This window comes from Acinetobacter sp. YH16051, assembly GCF_013417135.1.
GTDB classification, from domain to species: Bacteria; Pseudomonadota; Gammaproteobacteria; order Pseudomonadales; family Moraxellaceae; genus Acinetobacter; species Acinetobacter towneri.
In genome coordinates this window covers 104,135-124,840 of the sequence record NZ_VPEN01000009.1, presented here as the reverse complement: position 1 = coordinate 124,840, position 20,706 = coordinate 104,135, and the positions used below count along the sequence as shown (strand labels likewise).

Below are 20,706 nucleotides of genomic sequence, written 5' to 3'. Positions count from 1 at the left end.
GGTCGGAACAGGTTGTAATAAATCCACCTTGTTGCTGTGCTGCCTAAATTATTATGATAAAAATTAGTAATGCAAAATTTAAAAATTATTCATGAAAGTTTTGTATTGAATTCAGTATGATCAACAAAGTGCTGTAGTTTTTCGTCACTTTTTATCCATCATAAAGTCGGTAAAGCAGCAGCCTTACTACCTCAAGCTGTAGTAAAATAGAAAGATTCTTAAACTGTTTTGCAGTGATACAGATCTTGCAAACAGTATTATTTCGCCAGAATGAATTTCAGATTCATTTCAGCACAACCAAGTTGGAACTTTATAATGCCTGACTATCGTTCAAAAACATCGACACACGGAAGAAATATGGCGGGTGCACGCGGCTTATGGCGTGCAACGGGTATGAAAGACGAAGATTTCGGTAAGCCGATTATTGCGGTGGTCAACTCATTTACCCAATTTGTACCTGGCCATGTGCATTTAAAAGACCTCGGTCAAATGGTGGCAGAGCAAATTCAGGCGGCAGGTGGTGTTGCCAAAGAATTTAACACCATTGCTGTAGATGACGGGATTGCCATGGGTCATGATGGCATGTTGTATTCATTGCCATCGCGTGACTTGATTGCCGACTCGGTAGAATACATGGTCAGCGCACACTGCGCCGATGCCATGGTGTGTATCTCCAACTGTGACAAAATCACACCGGGGATGCTGATGGCTGCCATGCGCCTGAACATTCCAGTGGTGTTTGTGTCTGGCGGCCCAATGGAAGCAGGTAAAGTCAAAATTCGTGGCAATGAACACGCGATTGACTTGATTGATGCAATGATTGTGGCGGCAGATGATAACTATACCGATGAAGAAGTCGCTGAATATGAGCGCTCAGCATGCCCAACTTGTGGTTCATGCTCAGGGATGTTCACTGCCAACTCAATGAACTGCTTAACAGAAGCCTTAGGTTTATCTTTACCGGGCAATGGTTCAATTGTAGCAACTCACGCTAACCGTAAAAAACTGTTTGATAAAGCAGGTCAGTTGATTGTGGAATTGGCTAAACGCCATTATGAACAAGACGATTACAGCGTATTGCCACGTTCAATTGCAACCAAGGCATCTTATGAAAATGCTATGACGTTGGATATTGCCATGGGTGGTTCAACCAACACCGTATTGCACTTGTTGGCGGCCGCCAATGAAGCAGGTGTGGATTTCACCATGGATGATATTGACCGTTTATCACGTAAAGTACCTGTATTGTGTAAAGTAGCGCCTGCCAAACAAGATGTTCACATGGAAGATGTACACCGTGCGGGCGGTATCATGTCTATTTTAGGTGAGCTGGATCGCGCAGGTTTATTGGATACTTCTGTAGGAACAGTTCACGAAGCGACGTTAAAAGATGCGTTGGATAAATGGGACATCATGCGTACCGAAAATGAAGAGGTTTACCAGTTCTTCCGTTCTGCACCGGGCGGCGTACCAACCCAAACTGCGTTCTCACAAGACCGTTACTATTCACGTTTAGATGGTGACCGTGACAATGGTGTGATTCGTAATGCAGAACACGCTTTCTCTAAAGATGGTGGTTTGGCGGTACTTTACGGCAATATTGCTTTAGATGGCTGTATTGTAAAAACTGCAGGGGTGGATGATTCCATTTTGAAATTCAACGGTACAGCACGTGTTTTTGAAAGTCAGGATGCTGCAGTAGATGCGATTTTGGGCGGTAAAATCACAGCGGGTGATGTGGTGGTGATTCGCTACGAAGGCCCACGTGGCGGCCCGGGTATGCAAGAAATGCTCTATCCAACCAGCTATTTGAAATCGAAAGGTTTAGGTAAAGAATGTGCCTTACTGACCGATGGTCGTTTCTCGGGCGGTTCTTCAGGTCTTTCAATTGGTCACGTTTCTCCAGAAGCGGCTGAAGGTGGTGCGATTGGTTTGGTTGAAGATGGTGACCGTATCGAAATTGATATTCCAAACCGCAGCATTCACTTGGCAGTAGATGACGCAACTATGGCGGCACGTCGTGAAGCGCAAGAAGCCAAAGGCTGGCATCCTGCAGAAGAACGTCCACGTAAAATTTCTAAAGCGTTGAAAGCCTATGCTATGCACACTACCAGTGCGGCAAAAGGTGCGGTACGTGAAATCTAAGCAGTACTTAGCAATTTAAGCTGCCACAAAAAAGCACTCCAAAATTGGGGTGCTTTTTTATGAGCCTGCCAATGAGCAATGTCAGTATCGCAGCAAATTTGAGCAATGAAATTAGACAGGCATTTTCGTTTACATCCTGCCCGCTTTCGATACAATGAAAAATAAAATAAATCGTCATAATGAACACGACATTTCACCCATCTTGCTAAGGAATCAGCCATGAGTAAACAGAATATCCGCGAACATTCAGCCGAAGTCTATGAAGGCATTGAAAATGCACCTGCACGCTCCATGATGCGTGCGGTGGGTTTTAAGGATGAAGATTTTACTCGTCCATTTATTGGCATTGCATCGACTTGGGCCAATGTCACACCATGTAATATGCATATTGATGGCTTAGCGCGCGAAGCAGAAACAGGCGTGAATCAAGCGGGTGGTAAAGGCATTATTTTCAATACCATCACCATTTCAGACGGTATTTCAAACGGCACCGAAGGCATGAAATATTCATTGGTTTCACGTGAAATTATTGCCGACTCAATTGAAGCCGTGGTGGGTTGTCAGGCCTATGATGGTGTGATTGCAATTGGTGGCTGCGATAAAAACATGCCGGGCTGCATTATGGGACTGGCGCGTTTAAACCGTCCGGGCTTGTTTGTTTATGGCGGCACTATTAAACCGGGTGCAGGACATACCGATATTATTTCGGTGTTTGAAGCCGTGGGTCAGCATGCCAAAGGTGAAATTAACGAAATTCAGGTCAAACAAATTGAAGAAGTGGCTTTGCCAGGTGCAGGCTCTTGTGGTGGCATGTACACCGCCAACTCTATGGCATCGGCCATTGAAGCATTGGGCATGAGTTTGCCGGGGTCTTCAGCACAAGAAGCTGTTTCTCAAGATAAAATGGATGACTGCCAACGCGCAGGCGAAGCGGTCATGAATCTGTTACGTCTGGATATTAAACCACGTGACATTATGACCAAATCTGCCTTTGAAAATGCCATTAAAGTATTGATTGCTTTGGGTGGATCGACCAATGGTGTGTTGCATTTGATTGCCATGGCACATTCTGCAGGGGTTGAACTCACACTGGATGATTTCGTGCGTATTGGTCAGGAAACCCCAGTGGTGGCCGATGTACGTCCATCGGGCAAGTATTTAATGTCGGAGCTGATTGCCATTGGCGGCATTCAACCGTTGATGAAACGCATGCTAGATGCAGGCATGCTTGATGGTTCTTGCTTAACGGTTACAGGTAAAACTTTGGCAGAAAACTTGGCCGATGTTGCCGATTATCCTGAAGGTCAGCAAATTATTTTACCGTTTGATGCACCAATCAAAAAAGATTCGCACTTGGTGGTTTTAAAAGGCAACTTATCACCTACGGGCGCAGTGGCAAAAATTACAGGCAAAGAAGGCTTGTATTTTGAAGGCCCTGCACGCGTTTTTGAAGGTGAAATTGGCGCGATGCGCGGCATTTTAGATGGTGAAGTGCAAGAAGGTGAAGTGGTGGTGATTCGTGGTGAAGGCCCTAAAGGTGGCCCGGGTATGCCAGAAATGCTGAAACCAACTTCTGCAATTATTGGCAAAGGTTTGGGTAATTCAGTCGCGTTAATTACCGATGGACGTTTTTCGGGTGGCAGTCACGGTTTTGTGATTGGGCATGTGACCCCAGAAGCGTATGAAGGCGGGCCAATTGGTCTGGTGAAAAATGGCGATAAAATTTCGATTAATGCCGAAACCCGTGAAATGACTTGGCATGTGTCGGAAGAGGAAATGGCAGCACGTAAAGCGGCATGGGTCAAACCAAAGCCAAACTATACCCATGGTGCATTGGCGAAATTTGCTAAATTGGCATCGGGCGCAGAAAAAGGTGCAGTGACTGATCTGAATTTAGAGGTCTAATTGATCATTTTTATATGAATTGATATAAATCCTTGTGTACTATTGAAGGACGAGCGCACATGATTTGCATGTGGCTTGTCCCCAAACCACAAGGATTTTCTTTTTAGAGGCTGATCTCATGTCACTGTTACGCCGTTGGTTCGATCCGATCAGATCGAGTTGGTTTTATCAAAAACCATCTCGGCAAGCGGTGTTGCCCACGGAACACGGACTGAGTGTGCATTTGCGTCTAGATGATGTATATAGCTATTTGGCGGTACAGCAGTTGCCGCAATTAGAAGATATTCTGGCCGATGAATTAAAACCTTTAACCGTGGTGATTTCGCGGCAAAGTGGCGATGCACCGAATCAAATGTCGGCTGCAGAATGGCAAAATTACTGTATTCAAGATGCACAAATTCTTGCCAAACAACATCGGTTTAGTTTTCACGATACACCCGAATCACCGACTGCAGAAGCCTTAATGCAGGCAGAAACCATTTTGCGGCATACGCCGTTACGTGGTCAGGATTTTTTGTATTTACTCGAAGATGTGTTTCACATGCTGTGGCAAAAGCAGTCGGGTAAATTACGCACTTTATATGCCATGTCCAGCCGTCATCATCAAATTCAGGATTTTCCTGAACGGGTTTTTGATGATGCACCTGTATTGGCCAGTTATTTTGAATTTGGTGGACGTAAATATCATGCAGTCGATGATTTATTGCGTCTAACTCGCCGTTTAAAACAACAAAAACTACTCACCGATAATCCTATTTTTTTGATTAATCACATTGAATGGCGAGAACATTTAATTAGTGATGCCGAAGAACTCAATGAAATTCAGGCACTCGACCCTGAACTGGATTTGTATATTGCACTGGAAGACCCGATTTCTTGGTTGTTATTGGCGTATATCAAAGAAGAATTAGCTGCCTATTACAATATCCATTTGAATGTGTATCCCTTGTCTTATCATGGACGCGACTGGTTTGACTGGAGTTTGGCAACACGTTTATCTAAACGTACTGATGTTGCGTTTACGCCGTTTTGCCGCCCGACTGAGCAGGCGACTTATCAAATGGCACAACTGTATTACAGTGTGCCTGAAGAACAGCGTGTCGATGCCATATATCGTATTTTGCAGGCGGTATGGACGAGGGGGCAGGATTTATCCTTTAAAGCGCATTTTGAGCGTATGCAGCGTGAACTGGAGTTAGATCAACTGACCACAGCGGATGTGACTGAGTTGCTCAAAGAAAATGATATGCTGTGTGAAATGAAATCTCAGCCTGATTTTCCTGTGTTGGAATTGCGTATAGACGGGCAAAGCTACGTGTTTAACAGCTTATATCGGGTGTGGATGATTGAAAGTATTTTCAGTAATGTGTTAGAAGAAAAGTATAAGAGTGAAACCGAAACTGAAAGTGTAGCCCAAGCCCATGAACAATGAAAAAGTAAAATCATTACAACAAGCACGTGACAAAATAGACCAAATTGATGTGGCTTTAATTGAACTGATTGCATCGCGTCAGTTTTATGTCGATCAGGCCATGCGCCATAAACAGACTGTGGAAGATGTGCAGTCGCCGCAGCGCGTGAAAGAAGTGATTGAAAAAGTCCGTGCTTTGGCTGTGCAGCATGCAGTCGATCCAGACATGGTCGAGCGTTTGTATCACGATATGATTCAGCATTTTATTCAGCGTGAATTAAAAGAATTTCGTCCTTAATTAGCCTATCTCTAAGCAGATCTATCCCTAAGTTTGGGCGATGCTTCAAACGCAGCCCAAACTTTGCGTTTTTGCGGTAAAACCGCGTATTTATATGCCATCTTGGTATTCAAAGCATAATTTTTAAAAATAATTTGCTTATTTTTTCTGCAGGTGGTTTTAAGCGCAAAGCCTTGCCTGTCTTGGCTTTGCTGGGTTTTTAAAAAGTATTGGTAAAAAAAAGAATATGATTTTATTACATTTTTTAACATTGTAAGTTTACTTTATTTTAAAAAGTATATATATTGTATATACATCTTTTGCAAAGCAGTCTTTATTTTGGAGAGATCAGCAATGAACGAGCAAATCAAAAAAATAAAGACAGGCAAGAAAGATGGACAACTTTTAATTCGTATTAATAGTACTGAACGTGATGAATTTATTCGTTTATGTGAAGAACTTGATACTAGTGCTGCTCGTGAATTAAGAAAATTTATTCGTAGTTTTGTGAAACAACACAATGGCAACGAATAGCCTTACTAAGGAGTAATACCATGGCTAAGCAAGTTAAATCTTTGAAGCAACAAATCAAAGCACGTTTGAAAAAGATTTCAAAACATAAAGGCAAATTGAAGCAACTTAAGCAAGAGCTTAAAAAACAGAAATAAGCCAAGTAAAAGCATTATCTCTTAAAAACGGTTCATTCTAGACAGACCGTTTGAGGTAAAAAAAGACCGAACAATCACTGTTGTTCGGTCTTTTTGCATTGTTTCGGCATTTACTTAGGTTCAAGCAAATGACCGCAAGTTCTGATTAAGAGGGATCACGCAAACTAAAGAACCAGTTCAGGAACAAGGCTGCAAAAGTTGCTGTCCCAATCCCGCCCAAGTTAAAGCTGCCCAATTGCAACGCAAAGTCACCCGTTCCTAAAATAATGGTCACGGCAGCCACCATCAGATTTTTGTTTTTAGAAAAATCGACTTTGTTTTCAATCCAGATTTTCGCGCCAGCAATGGTAATCAAACCAAATACCACAATCGAAGCGCCCGTTAAAATGGCGGTAGGAATGGTATGGATGATTGCCCCAAATTTTGGTGATAAGCCAAGGAAAATAGCAAAGACCCCCGCCACCACAAAAATAATCGTGGAATACACGCGGGTAACAGCCATCACCCCAATGTTTTCACCATAGGTAGTCATACCCGGTGCACCGACACCACCTGCAAGGGTTGTGGCAACACCATCGGCTACAAAGGCTTTACCAATGTGTGGATCGAGGTTTTCACCAGTCATGGCACCTACTGCTTTAATGTGTCCCAAGTTCTCTGCCACCAAAATGAAGGCAATTGGGGCAATAATCAGCATGGCATTCACATCAAATACAGGCGCATGAAAGTCTGGTACGCCAAACCAAGCGGCTTGCTGAATCGGTGCGAAGTTAATTGGCGTCCCCCAACCCATGACATTGGTGACTACAAAATAGATCAGATACGATATGAGCAAGCCAATCAGGAGCAAGAGGCGTTGCAGTAAACCTTTGGTAAATACGGCAATGATGCCCATACATAGCACAGTCACCAAGGCCATCCACATATTAAATGGATTGCCTGCAACCGCTTTGACCGTGACAGGAGCAAGGTTTAAACCAATGATCATCACCACCGCACCTGTCACCACAGGTGGCATTAATTTTTCAATCCAGCGGGTGCCAGTAGCCATGACTAAAAAGCCAATCAGGGCATATAAAATACCGCAGGCAATAATCCCGCCTGCCGCAACCCCAATATTGGCATTTAAACCGCCTGCTGCGCCTGCATAGCCTGTGGCAGCAATCACCACCCCAATAAAGGCAAAGCTTGAGCCTAAATAACTTGGAACACGCCCACCTGTCATGAAAAAGAACAGGATGGTACAAATCCCTGACATTAAAATGGCAAGGTTCGGATCAAAGCCCATTAAAAAAGGTGCAAGTACAGTGGCACCAAACATGGCAAATGCGTGTTGTATCCCCAATACAACGGTTTGTGCAGGCGGTAGATACTCATTGGTACCTACAGGACGTGCATCAATGCTGCCTTCATAAGGGCGCCATTTGGGAAACCAATTGGACATAAAGTAAGCACTCAAAAGCTAAATTGAGCACATCATACTCTTGTATTGCCTAAATTTTTTAAAAATTTTGCCAGAAAACAGATCAGCTGCTTATTTTTAGGATTAAATTTTACTATTTGATAAAATTTACATTTAATATAAATAAGTAATTTTATTTATAAATTTAAAGAATGTATTGCAGTCACTTAGTGATAGTCGCAGTTTAAAAAAAATTGTATGACCTGCGATTTTTGTTTGTATTTTATACAAAATTAATATTCATGATTCAATATCTTGCTGCACATTATTACGTCCACTTTGCTTGGCTTTATACAGCGCAGCATCAGTACGCTGAATTAATTCATGTTGATCTGCATGATAAACATATAAGGCACTTAAACCAAAACTTGCGGTAATTTGAATCTCATGTTCTGCATAGGCAATACGATGTTGTTCAATGGCAATTCTGCAGCGTTCCAGTACATTTTGGGCAATTTGCGGTGAGGTATTGGAGAAAATAATCATAAATTCTTCGCCACCAAAACGTCCGATAATATCTTCACTGCGTAGATTTTTTTGCAAAATTTTTGGAATTTGCTTGAGTACCTGATCCCCTCCATCGTGTCCATAGCGATCATTTACTTGCTTAAACCAGTCTAAATCGAGCAGGGCAAGGCAGATGTGTTCTTTGTTTTGCCCCGCCAATTGTTTTTGATTCACCAGTTGGTTGAATTTTATGCTTAAACCGCGTCGGTTGAGAGTTTGGGTGAGTGGATCAAGCAGAATTAGTTGTTGCTGATGTTCTTCACGAATCATCCAGCGTCCCAAAAAAGTATTAAATAAAATGGCCAACAGAACACCAATGATGGTGCTGCCAATCAAGTTATTGATGAGCATGAAATTTTGGAATTCCGCACTGGTAAACGTATAGGGCTGAAAAACGGGCGCATAGGGGATAATATTGCGCAAGGTCAGCAAAGAACCACCGTAAAATACCACCAAGCAGGGAATGGTGCCCCAAAAGATAATGCTGCGTTTAAACAACAATAAGCCTGTAAAAATGGAGCCAATGGTAAATACGCCTGTGAGTACCGTCATTTGACCCAGAAAATAGCCAATACTCATGAGTGAGCTGCTATAAAAGCCTAAACACAGAATTGGAAAATAATAGAGTGTGGTCTGATTTTCAGGAATACGATAGCTGATGACATATAAAGACCAAGGCAATCAGCAAATACAATATTAAACAACCCAATACCCATGGCAGCATGTATGGGGTAAACAGGGGTTGGCTTTGACTGAGCCAAAGTACCACTAAAAAGAGTAAATGAAAGAAAAAAACCAAGCCACTGACGACACGTGATTTTTGGATGTTATTTAAACTGAGGAGATTTTTATACCCTTGAAAAAATTAAAAATTTTTAGCTTTAATAAAGTCGTCATTGTAGAGCTTTTTGGCATAGGCAAGTCCAAACTCTTATTTATTGTCTAATCTAAGCATAATTCAAATAAGTTGAGACAGAAATCATAAAAAATGCCAGTTATCATGTTTTTTTATGATTTTTTCTACTTAGCCTAATATGTAGTCATCCGTCCCAAATCATGTTTAAGTGAGTGAATGAGCCACGAGCAGAGCATGACTCTGCTTGTTGTGCTATTCGTTAGGTCTTAACCTGTATTGCGTAAGCCTGCTGCAATCCCTGCAATACTCACCATGAGGGCATGATCGACAGGGGTATGTTCTGCCTGTTTTTCTGCCAAGTACAAACGACGACGTTTCATTAACTCTGCTTGCAGTAAGTGCAATGGCAATAAGTACGGTTTACGCACGCGCATAGATTGATCCAGCACATCATTGCTGCTGAGCAGTTGTGATTCACCTTTTAAGGTTAATAGGGTGGTCACAGCATCACGCAGGCGTTGACGCAATTGCTCGCCTAATTGTTTTAAGTCTTCGTCATCAGTTAGGTGTGACTCATAATACAATGCGATATTGCTGTCGGCTTTAGACAGCACCATTTCAAGCATATCAATCAAGGTTTGGAAATATGGCCAGTCGCTGAGCATTTCATCCAAAATGGCTTTTTGCCCTTGATCTAGGGTTTGGTTAATGGCCGCACCTGTGCCGAGCCATGCAGGTAACATCAAACGGATTTGTGTCCATGCAAATACCCATGGAATGGCTCTTAAAGATTCAATGCCACCACTGACTTTACGTTTAGCGGGGCGTGAACCTAAAGGCAGCATTTGTAACTCCAGCTCTGGGGTTACGGTGCGTAAATACTTCACAAAATGTGGATTTTCACGCACAGTTTGACGATACACCTGTACTGATAACTCAGTCATGTTGTGCATCAACTCGCGCCACTCTGGTTTAGGAACTGGCGGTGGCATTAAGGTCGCTTCTAAGGTTGCCGCGGTATAGACTTCCAGATTTTGTAAAGCAACGCCTTCAAGCCCGAATTTAAAGCGAATCATTTCGCCTTGTTCTGTAACGCGAATTGCACCTGAAATAGAGCCAGGTGGTTGTGAAAACAGCGCTTGCTGAGTCGGTGCGCCACCACGGCTGATTGAACCACCACGACCGTGGAATAAGGTCAACTGTACAGCGTGTTGTTGCGCTACAGCTGTTAATTCTTCTTGCGCACGGTACTGTGCCCAGTTAGCCGACATAAAGCCCGCATCTTTGGCTGAGTCTGAATAGCCAATCATTACCTCATGTTTGCCCTGAATATGCTGTTTATACCAATGCATCCCAAACAGGGTATTCATGGTTTGCGCAGCCCCATCTAAATCTTTCAGGGTTTCAAACAGGGGAACAACACGTAAAGGATGCTGAATACCCGCTTCTTTTTGTAGCAGTAACACTGCCAAAACATCACTTGGATATTCCGCCATGGAAATAATATAGGCACCCAAGCTTTCCTGCGGCTGTGCAGCCAAAGTACGCATCGTAGCAAAGACTTCTTGCACATCTGGGTGTTGAATCAGACTTTGTGCAGGTTCCTGCATGAATTTTGGCAATAACGGACGCTTGCTTTGTAATTCTTGTAGCAAGAAGTTTTGACGTGCCTGTTCTGTCCAAGTTTCAAAATTGCCCAAACCTAAGTATTCGGTAATAGCTGAAATGGCTTGGCGATGACGTCCAGACTCCTGACGAATATCCAGTTTCAGTAATTCAATGCCAAAACAGTTGACCCGATGAATCAGATCCAACAATTTGCCATTGGCAATCTCTGATAGCTGGCAAGCGGTGAGTGAGCGATAACACAGCAATAAAGGCTGTAACAGTTCATCTTTGCTTTTAATCACCAAGCTGTCATCGCCATCTTTGCCTTGTAATTTGGCAGCCAACCAATCACGGGTGGCTTTTAGACGTTCGCGAGTGTCACGTAAATATTCACGATATGGCTCTGCATGGAAATGTCCTAAGGCATCGGCCAGTTCTGGGCTGCATTGCTGAATCGAGAGTTCCCAACGCAAGTTTTCAATATCGCGTAAATATAATTCTGCAGCTTTCCAGCGTGATAGCCACAGCACTTCTTGAGTGACTTTATGAGTGACATTGGGGTTGCCATCACGGTCACCACCCATCCATGAAGCAAAACGCACAGGGGCAACGGTTAGCGGCAAGTTTTGCCCACAATGTTCTTGCACAATGCCGTCTAATTCACGCATGAATTTAGGCACGGCATTCCATAAGGTCTGCTCTATGGTGGTAAAGCCCCATTTGGCTTCATCGACTGGAGTTGGGCGATGCTGACGAATTTCATCGGTTTGCCAAGCCGAGCTGATCAGCTGTTTTAAATCTGCCAAAACTGCCTGACGTTCACGTGGGGTCAGTTTTTGCTGATCCATTTTAAATAGGCAGTCATTAATATCGTCATATTTTTGAATCAGGGTACGACGGCTGACTTCAGTTGGGTGTGCAGTCAGTACCAGTTCAATTTTTAGTTCACAGACTTGTTGAAACAAAGTTTCTGCAGAAATTTCATGGTGTTTAAATTTTTCAAATAAGCGGTCTAAAGGGTTGGGAGAAACCGCATGTTCATCAAACTCACTCTGACGACGGCTGCGCACCACATGGTATTGCTCGGCAATGTTGGCAAAGTTCAGGAAGTGGGTAAAGGCACGGGTCAGCGGTAAGATTTCATCATCTTCGAGGCTTAAAAATAGTTGTTCGAGCTGTTTTTCTGCTTCGGCTTGTCCATCACGTGCGCCTTTAGATAATGCTCGAATTTGTTCGACCTGATTAAACAAATCTTGTCCTGCGTGTAACTTGAGGGTTTCGCCCAGCAAGTTCCCAAGTAAGCGTACGTCATCGCGTAGAGGAGCATCAATTTGTTGAATCATTCGTTGTTCTCCATGTGCTGTGTTTTTCTACTCTAAAAAGACTATACCCCGATTTATCTACAATCCAAGCGGGCTATCTACAAAAGTTGCATGGATTTTGCGCATCTGAGCTTATAGTACCAAGCAGCAGTATTTAGGAGAGAAATACAGGGTGGGAGATCAGGCTTTTAGAGCATAACGCAGCATAAAAATTTCAATGGCGTGATTAATAATGTGCTGACATTCTGTTGGATTGGGTACGGCTCTTACACCAAGTAAGACTTCATGGTGGCGTAAACCATGCAGGAGCGACACAATCAGTTCAGTTTGAGTTTTGGGCGCATCTGCTTCAATAAACTGCAATGCAACGGCTTGGCGGAAGAAGTTTTCCCACATGGCTCTGAGTTTGGCATGTGAGGCATTGTAAAACTGTAATGCCAACGGATTTTGCTCAGAGGCCAGTTCCATCAATAAGTGTTCTAGCTTAATTGCCTCAGGCATATTCACCAAAGTTAAGGACAGTTCACAGGCTTGGTATAACGCTTGCCTAAAATCGCTATTTGCGCTTAAGTGCGAGGGCTGGGCATTAAGCAGGCTTTCACAGGTTTCTTCAATGGCACAGGAAAACAGCGTGGCTTTGTCTTGAAAGTGATTATAGACCGTTAATTTGGTCACACCTGCTTCACGCGCAATCTGATTCATACTTGAACCATGAAAGCCTAGCTTTAAAAACAAGTGTTTTGCCGACATTAAAATGCGTTGGCGTTTTTCTAAATCTTTTGGTCGTCCGACATTAAGCTGCACAAGCTGATCCTAATTTACACCTGTAAATCTTGAAATGACGCTGCAGTTTTTAATTAGTGTACCCGGTGGTATATTAATTAAAAACTAATCAATTTAATATAGGGCCTATTCTGCCCTAAAAATGAATTTTAAATAAGAGCGAACCTGATGAACATAATTCAGAATGCTATTGCCAGCCTGATGCTGATTTGCTGTCTTGCCTTAATGGGATGTAACAAACAAAACACAGCGGTTGAACAGGAAGTTCCTTTAGTGATGGTGACGCAACCGAGCAGTTTGCATACAGAACAAAAAAGCTATGCAGGTGAAGTGCAGGCACGTCAGCAAACTGCTTTGGCATTTCGTGTGGCAGGGCAGGTCACACAGCGTTTTGCCGATGTGGGAGATCAGGTCAAAGTTGGGCAAGTCTTAGCAAAACTGGATGTGCAAGATGCAGCATTGCAGCTCAATGCCGCGCGTGCGCAACTGGAAAGTGCGCAATCTGCTGCAAAAATTGCTAGCGATGAGTTACAGCGTTTTCAGCAATTATTACCCATGAATGCCGTCAGTCGCTCGCAATATGATGCAGTCAAAAACCAATATCAACATGCTATGGCACAGTTGAAACAGGCACAGTCCAATTATGCAGTCAGCAGTAATCAAACCGACTATAACCAGTTACGTGCCACAAAAAATGGTGTGATTACTGAACGCAATATTGAAGTTGGGCAGGTTTTAGCGGCAGGGCAGGTCGCTTATCAATTGGCGATTGATGGGGAGCGTGAAGTCGTGATTGGCGTGCCTGAACAAGCAGTTGCTGATATTCGGGTCGGGCAAGAGGCAACGGTCAGTTTGTGGTCACAACCTGATAGCCGTTTTACTGGTAGAGTTCGAGAAATTTCCCCTGCGGCAGATCAGTCGCGTACTTTTAAAGTCAAAGTGGCTTTACGCGAAGGCAATGCACAAATTCAATTGGGGCAAAGTGCGCGGGTATTTCTGACTCGCCAAGCCAATCAAGGTTTATATGTACCTTTATCTAGCGTATCGGCAACAGGGCAACAGGCTTTTGTTTTGGTTTTGCAGCCGGATTCAACCGTTCGCCAAATTCCCGTTACCTTGGGCGCTTATGGACGGGACAGCGTGCCTGTACTCAGGGGCTTGCAGCCGCAAGATTATGTGGTGATGGGTGGGGTACATTTACTGCGTGATCGACAAAAAATCCGCCCAATTAACCGTGACAATCAAACTGTACAGGCGGTCAATACTAAAGCTCAGGCAGCTCCTGCTGCTACACAGACGGAGCGTTAAAATATGAATTTTAACTTATCCGAATGGGCATTAAAAAATAAGGGTTTAGTGGTCTACTTGATGCTGTTGTTGGGCATTGTTGGTATTTTTTCCTACTCTAAACTGGCACAAAGTGAAGATCCGCCGTTTACCTTTAAAGTGATGGTGATTCAAACCTATTGGCCAGGAGCGAGTGCCAAAGAGGTATCCTTACAAGTCACTGACCGTATTGAAAAAGAATTGATGAGCACGGGCGATTATGAACGCATCACGGCCTATTCGCGTCCGGGCGAGTCCATGGTGACTTTTATTGCCAAAGATTCCATGCGTTCCAGCCAAATTCCAGATGTCTGGTATCAGGTGCGTAAAAAGGTCAATGACATTCGCCATGAATTGCCACAAGGGGTACAAGGCCCATTTTTTAATGATGAATTTGGCGACACTTTTGGTAATATTTATGTGCTGACAGGCGCAGACTATGATTACGCCACCCTCAAAGAATATGCCGACCGTTTGCAACTACAATTGCAGCGGGTCAAAGATGTGGCCAAAGTCAATTTGGTCGGTTTGCAAGACCAAAAAATTTGGATTGAGTTATCTAACACCAAAGCCGCACAACTTGGTATTCCTGTTACCGCGATTCAGCAAGCCTTACAACAACAAAACAGCATGGCAAGCGCAGGTTTTTTTGAAACCCATTCAGACCGTATTCAGGTGCGTGTCAGCGGTGCGTTGCACAGTGTCGATGAGTTGAAACAAATGCCGCTGTTGGTGAATGGCACCACCATTCAACTGGGCGATGTTGCCGAGGTCTATCGTGGGTTTAGCGAACCTGCTCAACCGCGTATGCGCTTTATGGGCGAAAATGGCATTGGCATTGCGGTGTCGATGCGTAAAGGCGGTGATATTCTGGCTTTGGGTGAAAATCTGGAAACAGAATTTGCCCGTTTGCAAAAAACTTTGCCTTTGGGCATGCAACTGCAAAAGGTTTCTGATCAACCTGTTGCGGTAAAACACAGCGTCAATGAATTTATGAAAGTATTGGCTGAGGCGGTGATTATCGTGCTCTTGGTCAGCTTCTTTTCACTGGGTTTTCGCACAGGTTTGGTGGTGGCATTTTCCATTCCACTGGTCTTGGCGATGACTTTTGCAGGTATGCATTTGTTTGATGTCGGGCTGCATAAGATTTCACTCGGTGCGCTTATTCTAGCCCTTGGATTGTTGGTGGATGATGCCATTATCGCCATTGAAATGATGGCAATTAAGATGGAGCAGGGCTATAGCCGCTTGCAAGCCGCAGGTCATGCGTGGCGAACGACTGCTTTCCCTATGCTGACTGGGACATTGATTACCGCAGCAGGTTTTTTACCCATTGCCACAGCAGCCTCAAGTACAGGGGAATATACCCGTTCAATTTTCCAAGTGGTGACCATTGCTTTGGTGGTGTCATGGTTTGCTGCCGTGCTGTTTGTACCCTATCTGGGCGATAAATTATTGCCAGATTTTCAGCGCCATGCACAGCGAGCGCCGTGGTATCAACGTCTTTGGGCGCGTGTACGCAAACAAGCTGAACCGCAGCCTGTGCTACAGCACGCAGGTGAATTACACGACCCATATCAAACCCGCTTTTATCAAGTGTTTTGTGGATGGGTTAATACTTGTGTGCGCTATCGAAAAACCGTCATTGCAATCACAGTTGGCATATTTGTACTGTCAATTGCGATGTTTAAATTGGTACCACAGCAATTTTTCCCACCTTCCAATCGGGCAGAAATTTTAGTCGATTTAAAACTTGAAGAAGGTGCGTCTTTAACAGCCACAGAAGCAGCCGTTAAAAAAGTTGAAAAGTTCTTGGCGCAACAACAAGGCATCGACAATTATGTAGCCTATGTTGGCACAGGTTCGCCGCGTTTCTATTTGCCTTTAGATCAGCAATTACCGCAGGCCAGTTTTGCCCAATTTGTGGTATTGGCATCGTCTTTAGAAGACCGCAATGAAATTCGCCGTAATTTATCTGAACAAATTCGCTTGTTATTGCCAGAGGTGCGTACTCGCGTGTCATTATTGGAAAATGGCCCACCAGTGGGTTATCCATTGCAATTCCGCGTGTCAGGAGAAGACTTGGCACAAGTGCGACAATGGGCACAGCAAGTCGCAGCCACCATCAGTGCCAATCCAAACAGTACCAATGTGCATTTAGATTGGGGTGAGCCGAGCAAAGTCATTCAATTGCAGATTGATCAAGACCGTGCCCGTCAAATGGGGGTGTCGAGTCTGGATTTAGCTAACTTCCTTAATAGCTCTATCAGTGGCGCGGCTATTAACCAATATCGTGAAAAACGTGAACTGATTGAAATCCGTTTACGTGGTGATCAAACCGAGCGCCTAGATGTCGCATCTTTAAGCAGTTTGGCTATACCGACTTCACGTGGAACATCGGTGCCGTTGGCGCAAATTGCACAAATTGAATACCGTTTTGAAGAAGGCTTAATTTGGCATCGTAACCGCTTGCCGACCATTACCGTACGTGGTGATATTCGTAGCAATTTGCAACCTGCAACGGTGGTGGCAGAACTGTCTGAACCGATGGCGGCCCTGCGTGAAAAGTTGCCAAGTGGCTATTTAATTGAAGTGGGTGGCACGGTTGAAGAATCGGCACGTGGGCAAAAGTCAGTCAATGCAGGCATGCCATTTTTCCTTGCCGTGGTGATGACTTTGTTGATGATTCAGCTGCGTAGCATGTCCCGTGCATTCATCGTGTTTTTAACTGCACCGCTCGGCATTATTGGCGTGGTATTGTTCCTGTTGCTGTTTAACAAACCCTTTGGTTTTGTGGCGATGCTCGGCACCATTGCCTTATCGGGCATGATCATGCGCAATTCTTTGATTTTAATTGATCAGATTGAGCAGGATATTCGGGCTGGGGAATCGCAGTGGGACGCGATTATTAACGCTACGGTGCGCCGTTGTCGTCCAATTGTACTGACCGCTTTGGCGGCAGTATTGGCCATGATTCCACTTTCTCGCAGTATTTTCTTTGGCCCGATGGCTGTGGCGATTATGGGCGGATTAATTGTCGCGACCCTATTAACCCTGTTCTTTTTACCTGCATTATATGCACAGTGGTTTAAAGTGAAAAAAAATCCACATAATCTGTAAAAGTGACATAATAACGGGTGCGAAACTTGGAAAATTTCAATATAGTAGCACCTTATATTTTTCAGCCTTTGCATACGTTACAGCATGCGCCAGATTAAAAAATAAAGCATGGCACAGATGGGGTTAAATCACATTATGAAGCAAGATAACTTGGTAAAGTTTCGCCGGTCTGTCGCGATCTCTTACGTGTTTATGTTTTTTGCTTTATTTACTGTGGTGAGTGGTGCATTGGCGTATTGGTATGCACGAAAAGTGATTGTGGTCGATAGCACTGAAGTCTGGTTACAGGCACAGGCTTTATGGATCATGCGTAATGTGGTGATTTACAGTGTATTGGCATTGTTTGCTGCATTGTGGTTTATTCCATTGGCCTTCTTTCCTTGGGATGCCTTTTTATGGGTCAAAGCCTGCACCGTAGCAGGTGTGGTCTTTGCCGTGATTGCCTTCTTATTTTTAATCAATGCTTGGATTAAAGGGCTATCCAAATTTTTGAAAAATAAAGCTGTGTTCTAATGGCTTGAACTTCATCTAAAGCACTTCAGCTAAAATTTTTAACAGCTTTCCCTTGTAAAACTCAGTTTGACCCCAATTTCAGACTTCAGTTAAGTTTTAAATAGAATTCCGTGAGGAGCATCGCCAGACATGGCTAAACGTGATTATTATGAGGTTTTGGGCGTCTCTAAAACCGCTAGTGATGATGAAATTAAAAAAGCCTACCGTAAGTTGGCGATGAAATATCATCCAGACCGTAACCCGGACAATCCTGAAGCTGAAGAGAAGTTTAAAGAAGCTTCAGAAGCGTATGAAGTTCTGTCAGACAGCGAAAAACGCAGCATGTACGACCGTATGGGCCATCAAGCCTTTGAAGGTGGTATGGGCGGTGGTGCTGGCGGCTTCGGTGGTTTCAGTGCGGAAGATATTTTCAGCCAGTTTGGGGATATTTTCGGTGGAGCCTTTGGTGGGGGGGGGCGTGGCCAGCAACGTCAACGCCGTGGTTCAGACTTACGCTATGTGATGGAATTGACGCTTGAAGAAGCAGTCAAAGGCGTTAAGAAAACCATCACCTTTACAGCACCTGCGCCATGTGAAGCTTGTGATGGTAAAGGCTCAGAAAATCCAAATGATGTTGAAACCTGTCCAACCTGTCATGGTGCGGGTCAAGTACGCATGCAGCAAGGTTTCTTCTCGGTACAGCAAACCTGTAGTACCTGTCGTGGTCAGGGCAAAATTATCAAGAATCCATGTAAAAAATGTCATGGTTCGGGGGTATCAGACCGTCAACAAACTCTTGAAGTGACCATTCCTGCAGGGGTGGACAATGGCGACCGCGTTCGCTTAACGGGTAAAGGTGAAGCGATTCGTGATGGTCAATCGGGCGACTTATACGTAGAAGTGGTGGTGCGTGAGCATGAAATCTTCCAGCGTGATGGTGCCGACCTGTATATGGATGTGCCTGTCAGCATTGCTGATGCAGCCCTAGGTAAGGAAATTGAAATTCCAACGCTTGATGGTCGTGTCAGCCTGAAAGTACCTGAGGGAACACAAACAGGTAAATTGTTCCGTTTGCGTGGTAAAGGGGTAAAACCTGTACGCACCAGCATGCAGGGCGATTTGTTATGCCGTATCGTGGTGGAAACACCAGTGAATTTGACTGCACGTCAGCGTGAATTGTTAAAAGAGTTACAGGCGACGATGGAAGGTGAGGGTAGCCAATCATCACCAAAGAAGAAGTCTTTCTTTGATCGTTTGTTTGATTAAAAAATTTGGATGAGGTCTGCCAAAGCAGCATCTCACCTAAACTCAAAAATAAAGGCGATCTTGAGGATCGCCTTTGTTGTATCTGCCTTAGCTTTATTCGACTTCAGGCACATCTATTTCTAAAACATCTGCATTTTCTGAGCTTGCAGTTTCAACGGCAGTTTGTGGCTGAGCTGTATTTTCAGGCGCTACAACATTTACAGTTTGCGCTGCTTCTGTTTCAAGCTCAGGTGCATCCACATCAACCGCTAAGGGTTCTTGTAGCGTTACGCTAATACGGACTTTAGACAGGCTTTCTAGCGTATCGCCTGCTTGAATTGCGGGTTCTGCCAAAACGTGTCCTGCGGTCATGCTGAGCAGTAATGCTGCGACCATTTTCTTTGAATGCATGTAAATCCCCTTTCATTTTTGCAATTGTTCTCATGCGTGCAGGCTAGTCTGCGCATACAAGTTTGCAAATTTGTGAAATTCACATAAAAAACAGCTTTTTGCTGCTAAATTTTTAATGGAAATCTCCTAAAAATTAGCCAGCATGATCTAAAGTCTGACTTACTCCCCCAAAGACGGTAATTTTCCGATAAAAATAAACCCAGAAACTTGCGCAGCAAACTTAGTCTGAGCAGCGAGTTTTGCTATAGTAAGCACAATTTAGAATCTATTTTAGGAATATGCTATGTCAGCAACTCCACGCATTGGTGTATTAGGCGCAGGCGGCCGTATGGGGCGCATCTTAATTCAAGCCGTTCAAGAAGCGGGCTACCAATTGGCAGCCGCAGTTGAACGCCCAGAAAGCAGCCTGTTGGGTGCAGATGCAGGGGAGTTGGCAGGCGTTGGCACATTGGGTGTAAAAGTAGTGGGTAGCCTAGAGCAAGTATTGGGTGACTGTGATGTCGTAATCGACTTTACGGCACCTGCGGCAACCGCACAGCACTTAAAACTTTGCCGTGAAGCAGGCGTGGCCATTGTGATTGGGACCACGGGCATGAACGATGAACAAAAAGCTGTCTTGGAAGAATCGGCACAACAAACTCCAGTGGTATACGCAGCCAACTATTCAGTTGGGGTAAACGTATCAATCAAACTGCTGGAATTGGCAGCCAAAGTTTTTGGCGATACTGTTGATATTGAAGTGATTGAAGCGCACCATCGTCACAAAGTTGATGCACCATCAGGCACTGCATTAATGATGGGTGAGGCGATTGCGGCCACGCTTGGTCGTGATCTAAAACAAGATGCAGTTTACTGCCGTGAAGGACATACCGGTGCGCGTGAACGCAAGAGCATCGGCTTTCAAACCATTCGTGGTGGCGATATTGTCGGTGAGCATACCGCAATGTTTATTGCCGATGGTGAGCGCGTGGAAATTACCCATAAAGCCACCAACCGTATGAACTTTGCTGCAGGTGCTGTTCGTGCAGCTGCTTGGGTGGTTGGACGTGAAGCCCGTAAATACGACATGAAAGATGTACTAGGCTTTAACGATATTCAAGTTTAAATCGCCACTGATGATAAAATAATAAAAACTGCTTGAACAAATCGTGATCTGCAGTTAAAACTA

16 protein-coding genes are annotated in these 20,706 nt (G+C 44.2%); 10 read left to right on the top strand and 6 right to left on the bottom strand.

All coding sequences use genetic code 11. The features are described 5' to 3' along the window. Positions 1–315 precede the first annotated feature (315 nt). The 4 genes from ilvD (FTV41_RS09515) to FTV41_RS09500 all read left to right on the top strand — a co-directional run bounded on the left by ilvD (FTV41_RS09515) (position 316) and on the right by FTV41_RS09500 (position 5,759). Positions 316–2,145 carry a dihydroxy-acid dehydratase gene (ilvD, locus tag FTV41_RS09515; protein WP_179994461.1) on the top strand — a complete coding sequence of 610 codons (1,830 nt, stop codon included), beginning with the start codon at positions 316–318 and terminating at the stop codon, positions 2,143–2,145. A gap of 219 nt (positions 2,146–2,364) precedes the next feature. Next, entirely contained in the window at positions 2,365–4,050 is a 1,686-nt protein-coding gene (ilvD, locus tag FTV41_RS09510; protein ID WP_004970362.1) for a dihydroxy-acid dehydratase, read from the top strand. Between the two features lie 118 nt (positions 4,051–4,168). Beyond that, positions 4,169–5,482 (top strand): hypothetical protein, encoded by a 1,314-nt coding sequence (locus FTV41_RS09505; RefSeq protein WP_179996471.1) that lies wholly within the window; start codon positions 4,169–4,171, stop codon positions 5,480–5,482. Then, positions 5,472–5,759: a chorismate mutase gene (locus FTV41_RS09500; protein WP_179990837.1), complete on the top strand. Its 288-nt coding sequence runs from the start codon at positions 5,472–5,474 to the stop codon at positions 5,757–5,759. The genes FTV41_RS09505 and FTV41_RS09500 overlap by 11 nt, the downstream gene beginning before the upstream one ends. A gap of 11 nt (positions 5,760–5,770) precedes the next feature. Here FTV41_RS09500 and FTV41_RS09495 read toward each other — a convergent pair whose 3' ends face one another. Next, a complete protein-coding gene (locus FTV41_RS09495) occupies positions 5,771–6,010 on the bottom strand; it encodes a hypothetical protein (protein ID WP_179996470.1) in 240 nt (79 codons plus the stop codon). A gap of 82 nt (positions 6,011–6,092) precedes the next feature. Between FTV41_RS09495 and FTV41_RS09490 the strand changes: the two genes are divergently transcribed. Continuing rightward, positions 6,093–6,272: a hypothetical protein gene (locus FTV41_RS09490; RefSeq protein WP_004970356.1), complete on the top strand. Its 180-nt coding sequence runs from the start codon at positions 6,093–6,095 to the stop codon at positions 6,270–6,272. Between the two features lie 279 nt (positions 6,273–6,551). Here FTV41_RS09490 and FTV41_RS09485 read toward each other — a convergent pair whose 3' ends face one another. From FTV41_RS09485 to FTV41_RS09470, 4 genes are all read right to left on the bottom strand, one after another. Continuing rightward, positions 6,552–7,850: a solute carrier family 23 protein gene (locus tag FTV41_RS09485; RefSeq protein ID WP_179996469.1), complete on the bottom strand. Its 1,299-nt coding sequence runs from the start codon at positions 7,848–7,850 to the stop codon at positions 6,552–6,554. A gap of 258 nt (positions 7,851–8,108) precedes the next feature. Beyond that, positions 8,109–9,056, bottom strand: a complete 948-nt coding sequence (locus FTV41_RS09480; RefSeq protein WP_167845633.1) for a GGDEF domain-containing protein — start codon at positions 9,054–9,056, stop codon at positions 8,109–8,111. Positions 9,057–9,497: 441 nt separating this feature from the next. Beyond that, positions 9,498–12,182 (bottom strand): phosphoenolpyruvate carboxylase, encoded by a 2,685-nt coding sequence (gene ppc, locus FTV41_RS09475; protein ID WP_179990371.1) that lies wholly within the window; start codon positions 12,180–12,182, stop codon positions 9,498–9,500. A gap of 159 nt (positions 12,183–12,341) precedes the next feature. Next, entirely contained in the window at positions 12,342–12,965 is a 624-nt protein-coding gene (locus tag FTV41_RS09470) for a TetR/AcrR family transcriptional regulator (RefSeq protein WP_104852809.1), read from the bottom strand. Positions 12,966–13,112: 147 nt separating this feature from the next. On the opposite strand from FTV41_RS09470, the gene FTV41_RS09465 reads away from it, so the two are divergent. From FTV41_RS09465 to dnaJ, 4 genes are all read left to right on the top strand, one after another. Then, positions 13,113–14,252 (top strand): efflux RND transporter periplasmic adaptor subunit, encoded by a 1,140-nt coding sequence (locus FTV41_RS09465; protein ID WP_179996468.1) that lies wholly within the window; start codon positions 13,113–13,115, stop codon positions 14,250–14,252. Positions 14,253–14,255: 3 nt separating this feature from the next. Beyond that, entirely contained in the window at positions 14,256–17,390 is a 3,135-nt protein-coding gene (locus FTV41_RS09460) for an efflux RND transporter permease subunit (RefSeq protein WP_179996467.1), read from the top strand. Between the two features lie 135 nt (positions 17,391–17,525). Beyond that, entirely contained in the window at positions 17,526–17,903 is a 378-nt protein-coding gene (locus FTV41_RS09455; protein WP_026438412.1) for a hypothetical protein, read from the top strand. A 129-nt stretch (positions 17,904–18,032) separates the two neighbouring features. Beyond that, the gene (gene dnaJ / locus FTV41_RS09450) at positions 18,033–19,148 is read left to right on the top strand and encodes a molecular chaperone DnaJ (protein ID WP_179996466.1); all 1,116 of its coding nucleotides are present in this window, start codon (positions 18,033–18,035) and stop codon (positions 19,146–19,148) included. A 93-nt stretch (positions 19,149–19,241) separates the two neighbouring features. On the opposite strand, the gene FTV41_RS09445 is transcribed toward dnaJ, so the two are convergent. Further along, the gene (locus FTV41_RS09445) at positions 19,242–19,538 is read right to left on the bottom strand and encodes a hypothetical protein (RefSeq protein WP_104852812.1); all 297 of its coding nucleotides are present in this window, start codon (positions 19,536–19,538) and stop codon (positions 19,242–19,244) included. A 283-nt stretch (positions 19,539–19,821) separates the two neighbouring features. Between FTV41_RS09445 and dapB the strand changes: the two genes are divergently transcribed. Continuing rightward, on the top strand, positions 19,822–20,643 hold the full coding sequence (gene dapB, locus FTV41_RS09440) for a 4-hydroxy-tetrahydrodipicolinate reductase (protein WP_168418337.1): 822 nt from the start codon (positions 19,822–19,824) through the stop codon (positions 20,641–20,643). Positions 20,644–20,706: the final 63 nt, after the last annotated feature.